The 13620-nt window shown below is 75.9% G+C and carries 13 protein-coding genes and 1 pseudogene; 10 read left to right on the top strand and 4 right to left on the bottom strand.

The annotated features are described in order from the left end of the window. Positions 1-29 precede the first annotated feature (29 nt). Positions 30-1037: an Acg family FMN-binding oxidoreductase gene (locus AB7J25_RS01795; protein ID WP_428504258.1), complete on the bottom strand. Its 1008-nt coding sequence runs from the start codon at positions 1035-1037 to the stop codon at positions 30-32. Positions 1038-1175: 138 nt separating this feature from the next. Here AB7J25_RS01795 and AB7J25_RS01800 point away from each other — a divergent pair, with 138 nt between their 5' ends. From AB7J25_RS01800 to AB7J25_RS01810, 3 genes are read left to right on the top strand one after another with little or no spacing between them, the layout of a single operon-like run. After that, positions 1176-2801 carry a GAF domain-containing protein gene (locus AB7J25_RS01800; protein WP_428504260.1) on the top strand — a complete coding sequence of 542 codons (1626 nt, stop codon included), beginning with the start codon at positions 1176-1178 and terminating at the stop codon, positions 2799-2801. A gap of 56 nt (positions 2802-2857) precedes the next feature. After that, positions 2858-3295: a CBS domain-containing protein gene (locus tag AB7J25_RS01805; RefSeq protein WP_428504262.1), complete on the top strand. Its 438-nt coding sequence runs from the start codon at positions 2858-2860 to the stop codon at positions 3293-3295. Continuing rightward, positions 3292-4251, top strand: coding sequence for an Acg family FMN-binding oxidoreductase (locus tag AB7J25_RS01810; protein WP_428504264.1), 960 nt, complete (start codon positions 3292-3294; stop codon positions 4249-4251). Before AB7J25_RS01805 ends, AB7J25_RS01810 begins: the two co-directional genes overlap by 4 nt. Positions 4252-4293: 42 nt before the next feature. Here the strand turns inward: AB7J25_RS01810 and AB7J25_RS01815 are convergent, their stop codons facing one another. Then, positions 4294-4974, bottom strand: coding sequence for a CDP-alcohol phosphatidyltransferase family protein (locus AB7J25_RS01815; RefSeq protein WP_428504266.1), 681 nt, complete (start codon positions 4972-4974; stop codon positions 4294-4296). Between the two features lie 150 nt (positions 4975-5124). On the opposite strand from AB7J25_RS01815, the gene AB7J25_RS01820 reads away from it, so the two are divergent. From AB7J25_RS01820 to AB7J25_RS01835, 4 genes and pseudogenes are all read left to right on the top strand, one after another. Further along, positions 5125-6096: a zinc-dependent alcohol dehydrogenase gene (locus tag AB7J25_RS01820; RefSeq protein WP_428504268.1), complete on the top strand. Its 972-nt coding sequence runs from the start codon at positions 5125-5127 to the stop codon at positions 6094-6096. Positions 6097-6108: 12 nt separating this feature from the next. Next, positions 6109-6507, top strand: a complete 399-nt coding sequence (locus AB7J25_RS01825; RefSeq protein ID WP_428504270.1) for a 6-pyruvoyl trahydropterin synthase family protein — start codon at positions 6109-6111, stop codon at positions 6505-6507. Between the two features lie 59 nt (positions 6508-6566). Continuing rightward, positions 6567-7622 carry a glycosyltransferase family 4 protein gene (locus tag AB7J25_RS01830; RefSeq protein ID WP_428504429.1) on the top strand — a complete coding sequence of 352 codons (1056 nt, stop codon included), beginning with the start codon at positions 6567-6569 and terminating at the stop codon, positions 7620-7622. An 86-nt stretch (positions 7623-7708) separates the two neighbouring features. Beyond that, positions 7709-8512 (top strand): annotated as a pseudogene (locus AB7J25_RS01835) (lysylphosphatidylglycerol synthase domain-containing protein); the annotation flags it as partial. Positions 8513-8543: 31 nt separating this feature from the next. On the opposite strand, the gene AB7J25_RS01840 reads toward AB7J25_RS01835, so the two are convergent. Beyond that, on the bottom strand, positions 8544-9230 hold the full coding sequence (locus tag AB7J25_RS01840) for a creatininase family protein (protein WP_428504272.1): 687 nt from the start codon (positions 9228-9230) through the stop codon (positions 8544-8546). 53 nt (positions 9231-9283) lie between these two features. Between AB7J25_RS01840 and AB7J25_RS01845 the strand changes: the two genes are divergently transcribed. Genes AB7J25_RS01845 through AB7J25_RS01855 form a run of 3 tightly spaced genes read left to right on the top strand, consistent with a single transcriptional unit; the run spans position 9284 to position 12332 of the window. Continuing rightward, positions 9284-9916: a GTP cyclohydrolase II gene (locus tag AB7J25_RS01845; protein ID WP_428504274.1), complete on the top strand. Its 633-nt coding sequence runs from the start codon at positions 9284-9286 to the stop codon at positions 9914-9916. After that, the gene (locus AB7J25_RS01850) at positions 9913-11574 is read left to right on the top strand and encodes a sulfatase (RefSeq protein WP_428504276.1); all 1662 of its coding nucleotides are present in this window, start codon (positions 9913-9915) and stop codon (positions 11572-11574) included. The genes AB7J25_RS01845 and AB7J25_RS01850 overlap by 4 nt, the downstream gene beginning before the upstream one ends. 8 nt (positions 11575-11582) lie before the next feature. Further along, on the top strand, positions 11583-12332 hold the full coding sequence (locus tag AB7J25_RS01855) for an FkbM family methyltransferase (protein WP_428504278.1): 750 nt from the start codon (positions 11583-11585) through the stop codon (positions 12330-12332). Positions 12333-12397: 65 nt separating this feature from the next. Here AB7J25_RS01855 and AB7J25_RS01860 read toward each other — a convergent pair whose 3' ends face one another. Next, complete coding sequence (locus AB7J25_RS01860; protein ID WP_428504280.1) at positions 12398-13561, bottom strand: alpha/beta hydrolase; 1164 nt, start codon at positions 13559-13561, stop codon at positions 12398-12400. Positions 13562-13620: the final 59 nt, after the last annotated feature.

The following is a 13620-nucleotide window of genomic DNA, read 5'->3' on the forward strand; positions in this document are numbered from 1 at the left end:
GATCTTTGCTGGTCGCGCAGCGCGGCGGGTCAGTTCTCCGCGGCGCACGGATGCGGCGCCAGCAGGTCCGTCGCGGGCCGTCGCGGGGTGGCGAGCACGGGGTGGCCGTAGCCGACCCGCAGCACCACCTGCGGCAGCAGGGTGCCGCCGACGAGCCGTCGCAGCTCCTCGCGGATCGAGGGGACCTCGACGATCTGGGACACGAACGAGGCCGCCAGCCCGTGCACGGTGGCGGTCAGCAGGACGCGCTGCATCGCCTGGCCCGCCTGGATCTCGGCGTGCGGGCCCGTGAGGTAGGCGCTCAGCACCGCCACGAGCGGCTCGCCACCGGGGTCCTTCGCGGGATCGAGACGGGCGCCCGTGCCGCCGGTGAAGTCGCGCAGCGTCCACACCCGGTGGGGCTCGGGCAGGGGCCCGCCCGCGGTGGCGGGCACGCCGTCGGCGCGGTCGGGCGAGACCGCCGTCCAGCGCTCCATCTCGTCGCGGAACCCGGGGTCGGTGAGCTGCGTGTGGTGGGCGCGTACGGCGAGGTCGCGCAACCGCGCCCGCTGCAGCGGGTCGAGCACCTCGTGCAGCCACACCCCTTCCTCCTGCGCGGCCCTGCGCATCGCGGAGCGTTCCGCGGCGCCGACGGGGGTGTCGGCGAACGGGCGGCGGTTGGTGTGGCGCAGCGGCACGGCCCGCAGCAGCGTCCGTTGCTCGGGGGTGGCGGGCCTGCTCCCGCCGTGGCGGACGGCGGCGATGAGGTCGGGGTCGTCCGGATCGGGCCGGATCGTGACCAGCGGGCGGATCCCGTGGCCGTGCAGGGCCAGGCGCAGCGTGTAGAGCGCCGCTCCGCAGGCGAGCCGCATCTCGCGGCTCTCGGGATCGGTGACGGGCAGGCTGCGGGACGGGTCGGCGTGCAGCTCGATCACGTCGGGGCGCACCCGGAACCACCAGGGCTGGGTGTTGTGCAGGGAGGGCGCGCGGCCCGCGGTGGTGAGCACGTCGGCGACCTGCGCGGGCTCGAGGCCGAGGCCTCCCGGGACGTCGCTCATGGCCCACTCCTTCGCTGCCGACATTGTGACCAGCGTGACGGTGGCGCCGAGGCCGTTGTACGGGGCGAAGGTCCCGATCCCAGCAGCAGGAGACCCGACGGGGTGGCGGCGTGCCTGCTGGCATGCCACGGTGGCTCCGTGGAGGGGCACGACGACCGCGAACTACCGCATGTCCTTTCCGGACTGCGGCTCGACGACCTGCTCGCCGAGGTGCAGGAACGCCTGACCGAGATCACCCACGTGCAGGACCGGATGCGCGGTCTGCTCGACGCGGTCCTCGCGGTGGCGTCGGATCTCGATCTGGACTCGACGCTGCACCGCATCGTGCAGGCCGCCGTGGACCTGGTCGACGCTCGGTACGGGGCGCTGGGCGTGCTGGACGTGGACGGCACGATCGCCCGGTTCCTGCACGTCGGCATCGACGAGCAGATGCGGGCCGGGATGGGGCACCTGCCCGAGGGCAAGGGGATCCTCGGCCAGCTCATCATCGATCCGCGGCCGCTGCGGCTGGCCGATCTGGGCGCTCACGAGGCGTCGGTCGGCTTCCCGCCGGGGCACCCGCCGATGAGGTCCTTCCTCGGCGTGCCGGTGCGGGTGCGCGACGCCGTGTTCGGCAATCTCTACCTGACCGAAAAGCGAGGTGCGGGGGAGTTCACAGCCGACGACGAGGTCGTGCTGCAGGCACTGGCCGCGGCCGCCGGCATCGCGGTCCAGAACGCCGATCTCTTCGAGCAGTCCCGGATGCGGCAGCGCTGGCTGGAGGCGACCGCCGAGGTGCGCGCCGAACTCCTCTCCGGCGCCACGGAGGACGACGCGCTGCACCTCATCGCGCAGCGCACGATGGAGCTGGCCACCTCGGACGCCGTGTCGATCATCCTCGGCTCTGAGCAGGAGGGGTTCACCGAGCGGGCCCGCACCGGCGAGGCCGGCGCGGACCTGGCCGAGCCGGAGCTGCTCCTCGAGGTCGTGGAGGGCCGTACCGCGGTGCTGCAGGGCGGGACGCTCGCGGTGCCGCTCGTCGCGCACGAGTCGGTGCTCGGGGTCGTCGTCGCCCACCGCGGCTCCGGCACGGCCGCGTTCCAGCCCACCGAGGTGCCCCTGCTCATCTCGTTCGCGGAGCAGGCGGCGCTGGCGCTCGCCCTGGGGGAGCGCAACCGCGCCCAGCGGGAGCTCGACGTCCTCGCGGACCGCGACCGCATCGCCAGGGACCTGCACGACCACGTCATCCAGCGGCTCTTCGCCACGGGCCTCACGCTGCAGGGCACGCTGCGACGCAGCGGGGATCCCGTCATCGCGGAGCGGCTGCAGCGCGCGGTCGAGGACCTCGACACCACCGTCCGGGAGATCCGGACCGCCATCTTCGACCTGCACGCCCCCACCGCGAACGACACCGGGCTGCGCCGCCGCCTGCTGGACACGGCCGCCGAGGCCGCCACGGGCAGTGGGCTCTCGCCGTCCGTGCGGATCACCGGAGCGGTGGACACGCTGGTGCCGCCGGAGATCGGGGCCCACGCCGTCGCGGTCGTGCGTGAGGCCGTCAGCAACGCGGTGCGGCACGCCCGCGCCCGGACCGTCACCCTCACCGTGGACGCGACGGAGGACCTCGTCGTGGACGTCGTCGACGACGGTGTGGGCATCGACCCTGCCGCCGCCCGCAGCGGCCTGCGCAACCTCGAGCAACGGGCCCGCGCCTGCGGCGGGCGCCTCGACGTCCGGCCCGAGGCCGTGGGCACCCGCCTGCACTGGCAGGTCCCCCTGTCCTGACCTTTCCGGGTCGTGAGACCCTGCCCGCCGCCCGGAGGGCGGAGCACCGTGGGGCCATGACCAGGACGCCGCCGGCTGGCACCGACACCGACCCCGAGGTCGGCACGTTGATGTCGCGGCAGCTCGTGGCGATCGTCCCGGAGGCGACGACGATCGTCGCGCTCCGACTGATGATCACCACCGGCGTGCGCCACCTTCCGGTCGTGGCCGACTCGCGGGTGCTCGGCGTGCTCACGGAGACCGATCTGCTGCACGCGCTCGGCGATCCGGGCGGGGACGGGCGCACCGTGGCCACCCTGGCCAGGGCCGCCGTGGTGGTGCGCTCCGCCGACCGGCGCGGGGAGGCGGCCCGGCGGATGTACGAGGCCGGCGCCGACGCCGTGGTCGTCGCCGACCCCGCCGACCCCGACGACCCCGAGGTCGGCGGTGGGCGGCTGGTCGGGATCGTCACCGCCACCGACGTGCTGCGTTCGCTCGCGGGAGGACACCGATGATCGTGGAACGGATCGAGCCCCGGACGGTGCAGGCGGCGATCGCGCTCGCGATGCGGGCCCCGTCGGTGCACAACACCCAACCCTGGAAGTGGCGCCTCGCGCCCCGCTCGGTGCACCTGTACGCGGACCGGGACCGCTGGCTGCGCGCCACCGATCCGGACGGTCGCGACCTCGTGATGAGCTGTGGTGCCGTCCTGCACCACCTGCGCGTGGCGCTGGCCGCCGCGGGGCTGCGGGCCACCGTCCACCGGCTGCCGAACCCGGCCGAGCCGGACCACCTCGCCGCGGTGGAGCTCACCCCGGGCACCGCGGCCGACGCCGACTACGGGCTGGTGGCGGCGCTCGAACGGCGCCAGACCGACCGTCGCCCGTTCGCGTCGTGGCCGGTGCCCGACGCGGTCGTGGCGGAGCTGGTCGGCGTGGCCGCGGAGCAGGGTGCGGTGCTGCGCCCGGTCACCGAGGGCGCGGGCCGGACCCGGTTGCTCCGCGCGATCGCCGAGGCCGAGCGGATCCAGCGCGAGAGCCCCGCCTACCGCACCGAGCTCGCCCTGTGGAGCGGGCGCCAGGCCGGGCCGGACGGCGTGCCAGCGGCCGCAGCGGACGGCGCCGCCGCCGGGGTGCGCCGGTTCGACGGCGCGACCGGCACCGGCGGTATCGACGGCGCCACGCTGCTCGTCCTCGGCACCGCGTCCGACGACGTCCTGTCCTGGCTGCGGGCGGGCGAGGCGACCAGCGCCGTGCTGCTGCACGTGACGACCGCGGGGCTCGCGTCGTCGCCGCTCAGCCAGCCGTTGGAGGTGGGCGGCACCCGTGCGGTGCTGCGTGACGACGTGCTCGGCGGAACCCTCTCGCCGCAGATGGTGCTGCGGGTGGGGTGGCCGTCGAGTGCGGCGAAAGGGTCGCAACGGACACCGCGGCGACCGGTGGAGGAGACGATCGCCCCCGGCGGAGGCTGAGCGGGCGGGCGATCACCGCGACCTGGCCGTCGGGGCAGTCGGTCAGATCGCGGGCCGCGGCTGCGGGTTGCGTGGATGGTGGTGGACACGCGCGAGGGCCCGCAGCCGCGGCACGTCCCGGCCGAACGACCAGGTGAGCAGCGCGAGCGCCACGGCGACGGCCGCCTCGGCCACGGCGGCCGGGAGCAGGCCGGCCGCGGCGACGGTGAGCACGATCCCCTGGACCGCCGCGATCGTCTTGGCCGCGTAGCTCGGCGGCAGCGTGCCGCGCAGCCATGGCCACACGTACCCGGCGAGGACGAACACGTAGCGCATCGCGCCGATCGCGAGCACCCACCAGCCTGCGACGAGCGCCACCTGCACGCTCAGCACCGCGATGAGGAACGCGTCGACCTCCATGTCGAACCGGGCGCCCAGGGGTGATGCCGTGCCGGTGCGGCGCGCCACCTGCCCGTCCACGGCGTCCAGTGCGAGCGCCACCGCCGCGAGCCCGACGATGGTCTTCACCGCGGGCTCGCCCGTCACGAGCCCGTCCGCGACCAGGGCCGTGACGCCGCCGACGAGCAGCGCCCGCACGAGCGTGACGTGGTCCGCGGGGCTCGGGGAGACCCGCCCGGCGCTGCGCAGCGCGCGCGCCAGGAGCACCGCGAGGCACGTCCCGTAGGCCAGCCCGACCAGGGCGCCGGTGGGGCCCAGCCCGAGGCCCGCACCCAGGGCCGTCACGATGAGCGCGTGCGGGAGTCCCGCCGTCGCCCGCCTCGGTGCGGTCTGCCGCCGTGGCGGCCGCGCCGCCCCACCGTCCGTGTGCCCCACGGTCGTACCCATGTACCTGAACACGAGTGGGCGCGCCGTACGGTTCGATCGGAGGTCCCCGTGATCCGCACCGCAGAGGCGTTCTGGCTCGCCGAGCCGGGCCGCGGCGAGATCCGCCCCGAGCGGATCCCCGAGCCCGGCCCGGGGGACGTCGTCGTCCGCACGCTCCACAGCGGCATCAGCCGGGGGACCGAGACGCTGGTGTTCCGCGGCGGCGTGCCCGCCAACCAGCACGCGCTGATGCGCGCGCCCTTCCAGGAGGGCGACTTCCCGGCACCGGTGAAGTACGGCTACCTCGCCGTCGGCACGGTCGAGGAGGGACCGCTGCGCGGGCGCACCGTGTTCTGCCTGCACCCGCACCAGACGCGGTTCACCGTGCCCGCCGCGGCCGTCACCGTCGTGCCGGAGGACGTCCCGGCGGCGCGCGCGATCCTGGCCGGGACGGTCGAGACGGCCGTCAACGCATTGTGGGACGCCGCGCCGCTGGTCGGGGACCGCATCGCGGTCGTGGGTGGCGGGATGGTCGGGTGCGCGGTCGCGGCGCTCCTCGCGGGCGTCCCCGGGGCCCTGGTCGAGCTGGTGGACGCCGATCCGTCCCGTGCGGCGGTGGCGGCGGCGCTGGGGGTGCGGTTCGCGCTGCCCGCGGAGGCGGCCGGGGACTGCGACCTGGTCGTGCACGCCAGCGCCACCGCCGCGGGCCTCACCCGGGCGCTGGAGCTGCTCGCCCCGGAGGGTGAGGTCGTGGAGCTGAGCTGGTACGGCGACCGCCCCGTCACGCTGCCGCTCGGAGAGGCGTTCCACTCCCGGCGGCTCACCCTGCGCTCCAGCCAGGTCGGTACGGTGGCGCCGCGGCGGGCGCGGCGTGGCCACTCCGGCCGGATGGACGTGGCGATGCGGTTGCTCGCCGACGCACGGTTCGACGCACTGGTCACGGGGACGTGCCGGTTCGCCGAGCTCCCGTCGGTGCTGCCCCGGATGATCTCGGGTGAACTGCCGGGGCTCTGCATCCGTGTGTCCTATGACGGCACGTGAGAAGGAGTCCGGGTGTTCAGCATCACCGTTCGCGATCACGTCATGGTGGCGCACAGCTTCCGTGGTGAGGTCTTCGGACCGGCCCAGGCCCTGCACGGTGCCACGTTCGTCGTGGACGCCACGTTCCGCCGCCCCGAGCTGGACGCGGACAACATCGTCGTCGACATCGGGCTCGCCACAGAGAAGCTCACGGCGACGCTCGCCGACCTGAACTACCGCAACCTCGACGACCTGCCCGAGTTCGCCGGGATCAACACCTCCACCGAGTTCCTCGCGAAGGTGATCGCGGACCGGCTCGCCGAAGGGGTGCACGCCGGGGCGCTCGGTGAGGCGGCCCGCGGCCTCACGGGGATCACCGTGACGCTGCACGAGTCCCACGTCGCGTGGGCGAGCTACGAGCGTGCCCTGTGACCGAGCCCGGCCCGGCGGGTCGCGGCGGGTCGCCGGGGGTCCACGCGGCCGGGCCACCGGTGCACGTCGTCCTGCCCGGTGACGTCGACGACCGCCGCCTGCCCAGCGGCGGAAACGTCTACGGGCTGCGGGTCTGTGCCGGCCTCCCGGCAGCCGGGCGGGCGGTGCACGCGCACCGCATCGGCGGCACCTGGCCGCGGCCCGCCGCCCCGGCCCGCCGCGCCCTGGCCCGCTGCCTCGAGGCGCTGCCCGCGGGTGCCGACGTGCTGCTGGACGGGCTGGTCGCCTGCGGCGTCCCCGAGGCCGTGGTGCCCGCGGCCGCGCGGCTGCGCCTCACCGTGCTCGTGCACCTGCCACTCGGCGACGAGTCCGGGCTGGACCCCGCGGTCGCCGCTGCGCTCTCGACCCGCGAGGGGCGCGTCCTGCGCGCCGCCCGTGCCGTCGTCGCCACCAGCCCGCACACGGCGCGCCGCGTGCGGGACCTGCACGGGGTGGCCGCTCACGTCGTCGCGCCCGGCGTGGACGCGGCAGCGCCCACGCAGCCGAGCGAGGCCGGGTCGCGACTGCTCTGCGTCGGCTCGATCACGCCGACCAAGGGCCAGGACGTGCTGGTCCGCGCGCTGGCGCGGATCGCGGACCGCGAGTGGACCTGCGCGCTCGTCGGACCCACCGAGCGCGACCCCGAGCACGTCGAGCGCGTGCGCGGGCTCGTGCAGTGCCACGATCTCGGCCGACGGGTGCGGCTGGACGGGCCGCGGACGGGCGTCGACCTCGACGCCAGCTACGCCGCGGCCGACCTGCTCGTCGTCCCGTCGCGACGCGAGACCTACGGGATGGTCGTGACCGAGGCGCTGGCCCGGGCGACGCCCGTCGTCGCGGCCGGGGTGGACGGGCTGCCGGAGACGGTGCGCGGCGACGGCACCGGCCGGGGCGACCTCCCCGGACTGCTCGTGGCGCCCGACCCCGACATGGCCGCCGCCCTCGCCGCGGCGCTGCGCCGCTGGCTGGAGGAGCCCGACCTGCGCGCGGACGCCCGCGCCGCGGCCCGGCGACGGCGGCCGCGGCTCGCGGGCTGGGATGTCACCGCCCGCCGGCTCACCGAGGTGCTGGCGTGACGGCCCTCACCCCACCCGTCCCGTCCGGCGGGGGCCCGCGGCACGCCGCGCCATCGCGGGCCGCCACCGCCCGGATCCCGGCCCCGGTGCGCGCGCTGGCCCGGCCGCTGCTGGTGATCGGCGCGCTCGCGCTGCTCGTGCACCACGTCGGCACCGGTGCCGTGCTCGACGGCCTGCAGGGGATCGGCCCCGCCACGGTGCTCGCGGCCCTGGCCCTCGGTGCGGTGACGGTGCTCGCCAACGCGGCCCGCTGGTGCGTGATCGCGCGGCGGTTGGGCATCGCGCTCCCGTTGCGCACCGCGGTCGCGGACAGCTACCAGGCCGTGTTCCTCAACGCGACGCTGCCGGCGGGTGTCCTCGGTGACGTCCACCGGGCGGTGCACCACGGGCGCCGCGACGGGGGCAGGGCCGTGCGCGCGGTCGTCCTGGACCGCCTCGCCGGCCACGTCGTGCTCGTGGCGCTCGGGGTGGCGGTGCTGCTCACCCATCCCGTCGCGGGCGGCGGCGTCGCAGGCTGGACGGTCGCCCCGCTCGTCGCAGCGGCCGTGCTCGCCGCGTACCCGCTGCGGCGCCCGCTGGGCAGGCGGCTGCCCGCGATGCTCGGCGGTACGGGCGCGGCGGTGCACCCGGGCGTGCTGGCGCTGTCGGCGACGGCGCTCGCGGGCTATCTCGCGACCTTCGTCCTCGCGGCCAGGGCCGCCGGTGCGACCGCGTCGCTGCCGACGCTGCTGCCGCTGCTCCTGCTCGCGCTCGCCGCGATGGCGCTGCCGCTCACCGTCGGCGGCTGGGGCCCGCGGGAGGCCGTGGCGGCGGTGGCGTTCGGTGCCGCCGGGCTCGGCGCCGCCCAGGGGGTGACCACGGCCGTCGTGTACGGCCTGCTCGGCTTCGTCGCCGTCGCGCCGGGCCTGGTCGTGCTCGCGCTCAGAGGTATGCGGCGAAGGAGCGCACCAGGCTCGCGAGCACCGCGCGTCCCTTCTCGGCCGAGGCGAGCGTCGGCCGTCCCACCACGCCGGAGGAGGTGTACGCCTGCAGCCCACGGCTCAGCAGGTGGCGCCGATCGTCGGCGGTCTCGTCCTGCACCGGTGCTCTGACGAGGTGGGGGTGCGTGTGCAGCAGGATCGACGTCTCCAGCTCCCCGGCGTGCATGTCGGAGAGGTAGGACGACTCCAGCCCCGCGTCGGCGCGCGCGGCGAGCCAGTCCTGTTCCTGCGGGAAGAGCGCCATCGGCGGGCCCGTGACGCTCGCCTCCTGCACCACGTTACCGAGCACGTAGTTGCCGCCGTGGCCGTTGACGAGTACCAGAGTGGGTACCCCGTGGTGCCGCACGGACGCCGCGACGTCGCGCACGACGGCGACCAGGGTGGTCGCCGAGATGCTCACCGTCCCCGCCCACGCGGCATGCTCGTGGGAGCACGAGATCGTCACCGGTGGCAGCAGCCACACCGGATGGGCGTTCGCGAGCTCGCGCGCGAGCGCGGCGGCGACGAGGGTGTCGGTCGCGAGCGGGAGGTGCGGGCCGTGCTGCTCGTAGCTCCCGATCGGGAGTACGGCGACGGAGGCGCCGCGCTCGCGCACGTCGAGCGTGGTGTCGTTGGGCAGGAGATCCATCGGTCGGACCTTCTCACGGATCGGACGGACAGGGGACGGACATGCAGGAGGCGGTGACCGCCGGTCTGACTGACGTGGCGGAGTCGGAGCTGGTGACGGCGAACGCGACGTTCCGGGCGGTCGCGTTCCGCGACGGGGGCCATGAGCATCTCGCCCTGGTGCACGGCGAGGCCGCCGGGCGGGCCGGGGTGCTCGTGCGGATGCACTCGGAGTGCCTCCAGGGTGACGTGTTCGGGGCGCTGCGCTGCGAGTGCGGGGCGCAGCTGCGCTCGGCGCTGGCCGCCATCGTCGCCGAGGGCACCGGGGTGCTGGTCTACCTGCGGGGGCACGAGGGCCGCGGGATCGGGCTGGTCGCGAAGACCCGCACGCACGTGCTGCAGGACACCCAGGGGCTGGACACGATCGACTCCGCCACCGCGCTCGGGCTCCCGGTCGACGTCCGGGACTTCGGCCCGGCCGCCCGCGTGCTCGCGCACCTGGGCATCGGGTCGGTGCGGCTGCTGTCGAACAACCCGGTGAAGGTGGACGCGCTGGAGTCGCACGGCATCGAGGTCGTGGGTCGGGTGCCGCTCCTGGAACCGGTCAACGTGCACAACGTCCGCTACCTGCGGGCGAAGCGGGACCGCTTCGGCCACGACCTGCCGCACCTGGACGTCCCGACGCAGCTGGACACTGCGCTGCCGTGACGGCCCCACCGCTGACGCGCCCGCCCGCGGTGGGCGCGCCCGCCCGGCGACGCCGCGGGGCCGTGCTGCTGACGGTGCTCGCGGCGCTCTTCGTCGGCGGGATCGTGCTGCTCCCCTCCTCGGTGGAGCAGCTCACACCCGCGGCGTTCCTGCGGCTGCCGCTGGAGCTGGTGCTCGCAGGGGCACTGCTGATGGTCCTGCCGCAGCGGTTGCGCCGGGTGGGGACGCTGGTCCTGGGCGTCGCGCTGGGCCTGCTCCTGGTGCTGAAGCTGCTCGACCTCGGCTTCTCCACCGCGCTGGCCCGCCCGTTCGACCCCGTCCTCGACTGGCAGCTGTTCGCCGACGCGTTCCGGTTCGTCGACGGCGCGGCCGGCCGGGCGGTGGCGGTCGTGGCGGCCGTCGCGGCTGCGGCGCTCGCGGTGGCGGCGCTCGCCGTGCCGGTGCGGGCGGTGCGGCGCCTGGACGGGGCCGCGGCGCGCCACCCGGGCCGGGCCCGGCGCGGGTTCGCCGGGCTGGCGGTGGCGTGGGTGGCCGCGATCCTCCTGGGGCTGCAGCTGGTCCCGGGCCTGCCGGTGGCCGACGACAGCACCACGGCGGCCGTGCGTGCCCGGGCCGCGCTCGTGCAGGAGCGGCTCGCGGACTCCGAGGCCTTCGCCGCCGAGCTCGCGACGGACCCGTTCCGCGACACTCCGCCGGAGGGGCTGCTCGCGGCGTTGCGCGGCAAGGACGTCGTGTTCGCGGTGGTGGAGAGCTACGGCCGAAGCGCCGTGTCGTCCCCGCGGCTCACGGTGGCGCCCGTCCTCGCCGAGGGCGACCGGCGGCTGGCCGCTGCGGGATACGACGTGCGCAGCGGGTGGCTGACCTCGTCCACCTCGGGCGGGGGGAGCTGGCTCGCGCACGCCTCGCTGCTCTCGGGCCTGTGGGTCGACAACCAGCAGCGCTTCGACACCCTCCTCGCCTCGGACCGCCTCACCCTGGGTGCCGCCTTCCGCGACGCGGGCTGGCGCACGGTCGGCGTCATGCCGAACACGACCGCGCCGTGGCCGCAGGGTCAGGCGCTCTACGGCTACGACCGGCTCGCCGCGGGCCCTGATCTCGGGTACGCGGGCCCGCCGTTCAGCTGGTCGGCGATGCCGGACCAGTTCACCCTCGCCGCGTTCCAGCGCACCGAGCGGGCGCGAGCCGACCGGGCGCCCGTGTTCGCCGAGCTGGCGCTCACGTCCAGCCACGCACCGTGGACGGCCGTGCCGCGGCCCGTGCCGTGGGAGACCGTCGGCGACGGGGCGGTGTTCGACGGGACGTCGGCCTCGGACGACTCCGACACGAGGGTGATCTTCTCGCTGGACCCCGAGCAGGTGCGCGACGGCTACCGCAGCTCCGTCGCGTACTCGCTGGAGACCCTCGTGTCCTGGGTCGAGACCTACGGCGACGACAACCTGGTCCTCGTAGTGCTCGGGGACCACGAGCCCACCCCGCTCGTCACCGGGGACGCCGCGAGCCGGGACGTCCCGATCTCGGTGATCACCCGGGACCGGGCCGTGCTGGACCGGGTCGGCCCCTGGGGATGGACGGCCGGGCTCGCCCCCGCCCCGGACGCTCCGGTGTGGCGCATGGACGCCTTCCGGGACCGGTTCCTCACCGCGTTCGGCGCGCCGTGAGGGCGGAGATGACGGCGGCGCTGGCCCGGGCCCGGGGCATCGCACGCTCGCTCGCGATGTACCGGGCCATCCCCGGACGGCGGCGGCGGATGGTCGGGTTCTACGCGCGGTTCCTCGGCCCCGGCGATCTCGCCTTCGACGTCGGCGCGCACGTCGGCAGCCGGGTCGGGGCGTGGCGGAAGCTCGGGGCGCGCGTCGTGGCGCTGGAACCGCAGCCGGACTGCCTGCGCGTGCTGCGGCTCCTGCACGGCCGCGACGGCGGCGTCGTCATCGACCCGCGGGCGGTGGGCGCCTCACCGGGTCGGGCCACCCTGGGCATGTCCAGCGCGAACCCCACGGTGTCGTCGATGTCGGCCGAGTGGATCGAGTCGGTCACCGCGGCGGATTCCCGGTTCTCCACCGTGCGGTGGGACCGGTCGATCGACGTCGAGGTCACGACGCTGGACGCGCTGATCGCCGAGCACGGCGAACCCGCCTTCTGCAAGATCGACGTCGAGGGTTTCGAGGCGGATGTGCTGGCGGGGCTCTCGCGGCCGCTGCGGGCGCTGTCGTTCGAGTACCTGCCCTTCGCCCACGACGCGGCCCTCGCCGCCCTGGATCAGGTGGAGCGGCTCGGGGAGTACCGGTTCACCTACTCGCCGGTGGAGACCATGCGGTTCGCCTCGGAGCGCTGGCTCACCCGCGACGAGCTGCTCGCCCTGCTGGAACGCCACCGCCCGCTCGGGCGCTCCGGGGACGTCTACGCGCGGCGCGCCTGATCCGGGTGGCCCGGGCCGGGTTGTGCCGGGTCGCCCGCTGCGCCCCGGCCGCGACCTGTCGCCCCTCAACCTGCGGCCGCGAAGGCGTGCGCGGCCGCCGCGATCCCGGCGACCACGTCCAGCTCGGCGGCGTCGCGCGGCCCGGGCACCAGCACCGTCCCGCGGGGCAGCCGCACGCCGGCCAGCGGGTGCGGCACCGCCCAGCCCTTCGCGATCCCGTCGTAGGCGAGCGGGTCGGGCAGCACCACGTGCAGGCTCGCGTCGGGAGCCGGGTGCTGGTGGGCGAACTCGCCGTCGTCCGGCACGAGGAACGCCTCGTCCGGTCCGGCCCCGCCCGCCCGCTCCAGCAGCAGCGAGCGGGTGCCGTCCGGGCCGATGCGCGCGGGCTTCGTCGTCACGCCGTCCAGTGCGGCGAGCCGTTCCCACAGGGCGTCGTGCAGCGCCGCCGGGCCGTGCTGGTCGAGCTGTTGCTGCGGGATCCGGGTCGTGCACTCCGGAGCCGGGCCGCTGCGCTGCGGCAGCGGCCCGCGCAGCGACGGCCAGCGGGGCTCGTCCCCGTCGGGGAGCGGGTTCTCGCCGTGCGCGCGCAGGAAGTCCAGCCGGTCCGCGAGCCACGTCCCCACCCCGCCGACGACCGACCCGGCGAGCTGCGCGCCGCCGGGCACCCGCTCCGCCCACAGGGGTGCGCCGCTCTCGCGGGCGAGCCACGTCCAGGTGCGGTCGAGCCGGTCCGCGGGGGTGCGCGGGTCCTCGGTGGCGTGGGCCAGGAAGACGGGCATGCCGGACAGGCGTCCGCGCTGCCGCGGCGGCGGATCGGGCAGCGCCCCGTACAGCAGCACGGCGCCGGAGAACCGTTCCGGTGCGGCCGCCATCAGCGCGCCCGCGAGCGTCACCCCGTCCCGGAAGGCGAGCAGCAGCACCGGCCGGTCCGGGTCGCCCGTGCCGGCGATCCAGGACAGGACCCAGGTGCACGTGGCGGCGAGGTCGTCCGGTTCGGGTGGGCCGTCACGCCACCAGCGGAAGCCCTTGCCGTGCTGGATCGGGCCGCGCAGCGCCGCGTACGCCACCGGCCCGTGCGGCAGCCACGGGGAGATCTCGATCAGCGAGTGCTCGCTCGTGCCGTTGCCGTGCAGCAGCACGACCAGCGGCGCCGACGGGTGCGTGGTGCCCCATTTCGCCACCATCGGCTCGTCGCCGGGCCCGCGCAGGTCGGGGTCGCGCAGGTCCATCGCCGCTCCCTTCACCCGGGAGGCACCCTAGGGCCCGCCGCGGGCCGGGCGGATCTCAG

The organism is Pseudonocardia sp. (genome assembly GCF_050246655.1).
Lineage (GTDB): Bacteria > Actinomycetota > Actinomycetes > Mycobacteriales > Pseudonocardiaceae > Pseudonocardia.

Bases quoted from the DNA above. Each gene is read 5' to 3' on its own strand.
- AB7J25_RS01795 (WP_428504258.1), bottom strand. From the start codon at position 1,037: ATGAGCGACGTCCCGGGAGGCCTCGGCCTCGAGCCCGCGCAGGTCGCC.
- AB7J25_RS01840 (WP_428504272.1), bottom strand. From the start codon at position 9,230: ATGGATCTCCTGCCCAACGACACCACGCTCGACGTGCGCGAGCGCGGC.
- AB7J25_RS01860 (WP_428504280.1), bottom strand. From the start codon at position 13,561: ATGGACCTGCGCGACCCCGACCTGCGCGGGCCCGGCGACGAGCCGATG.
- AB7J25_RS01810 (WP_428504264.1), top strand. From the start codon at position 3,292: ATGATCGTGGAACGGATCGAGCCCCGGACGGTGCAGGCGGCGATCGCG.
- AB7J25_RS01805 (WP_428504262.1), top strand. From the start codon at position 2,858: ATGACCAGGACGCCGCCGGCTGGCACCGACACCGACCCCGAGGTCGGC.
- AB7J25_RS01855 (WP_428504278.1), top strand. From the start codon at position 11,583: ATGACGGCGGCGCTGGCCCGGGCCCGGGGCATCGCACGCTCGCTCGCG.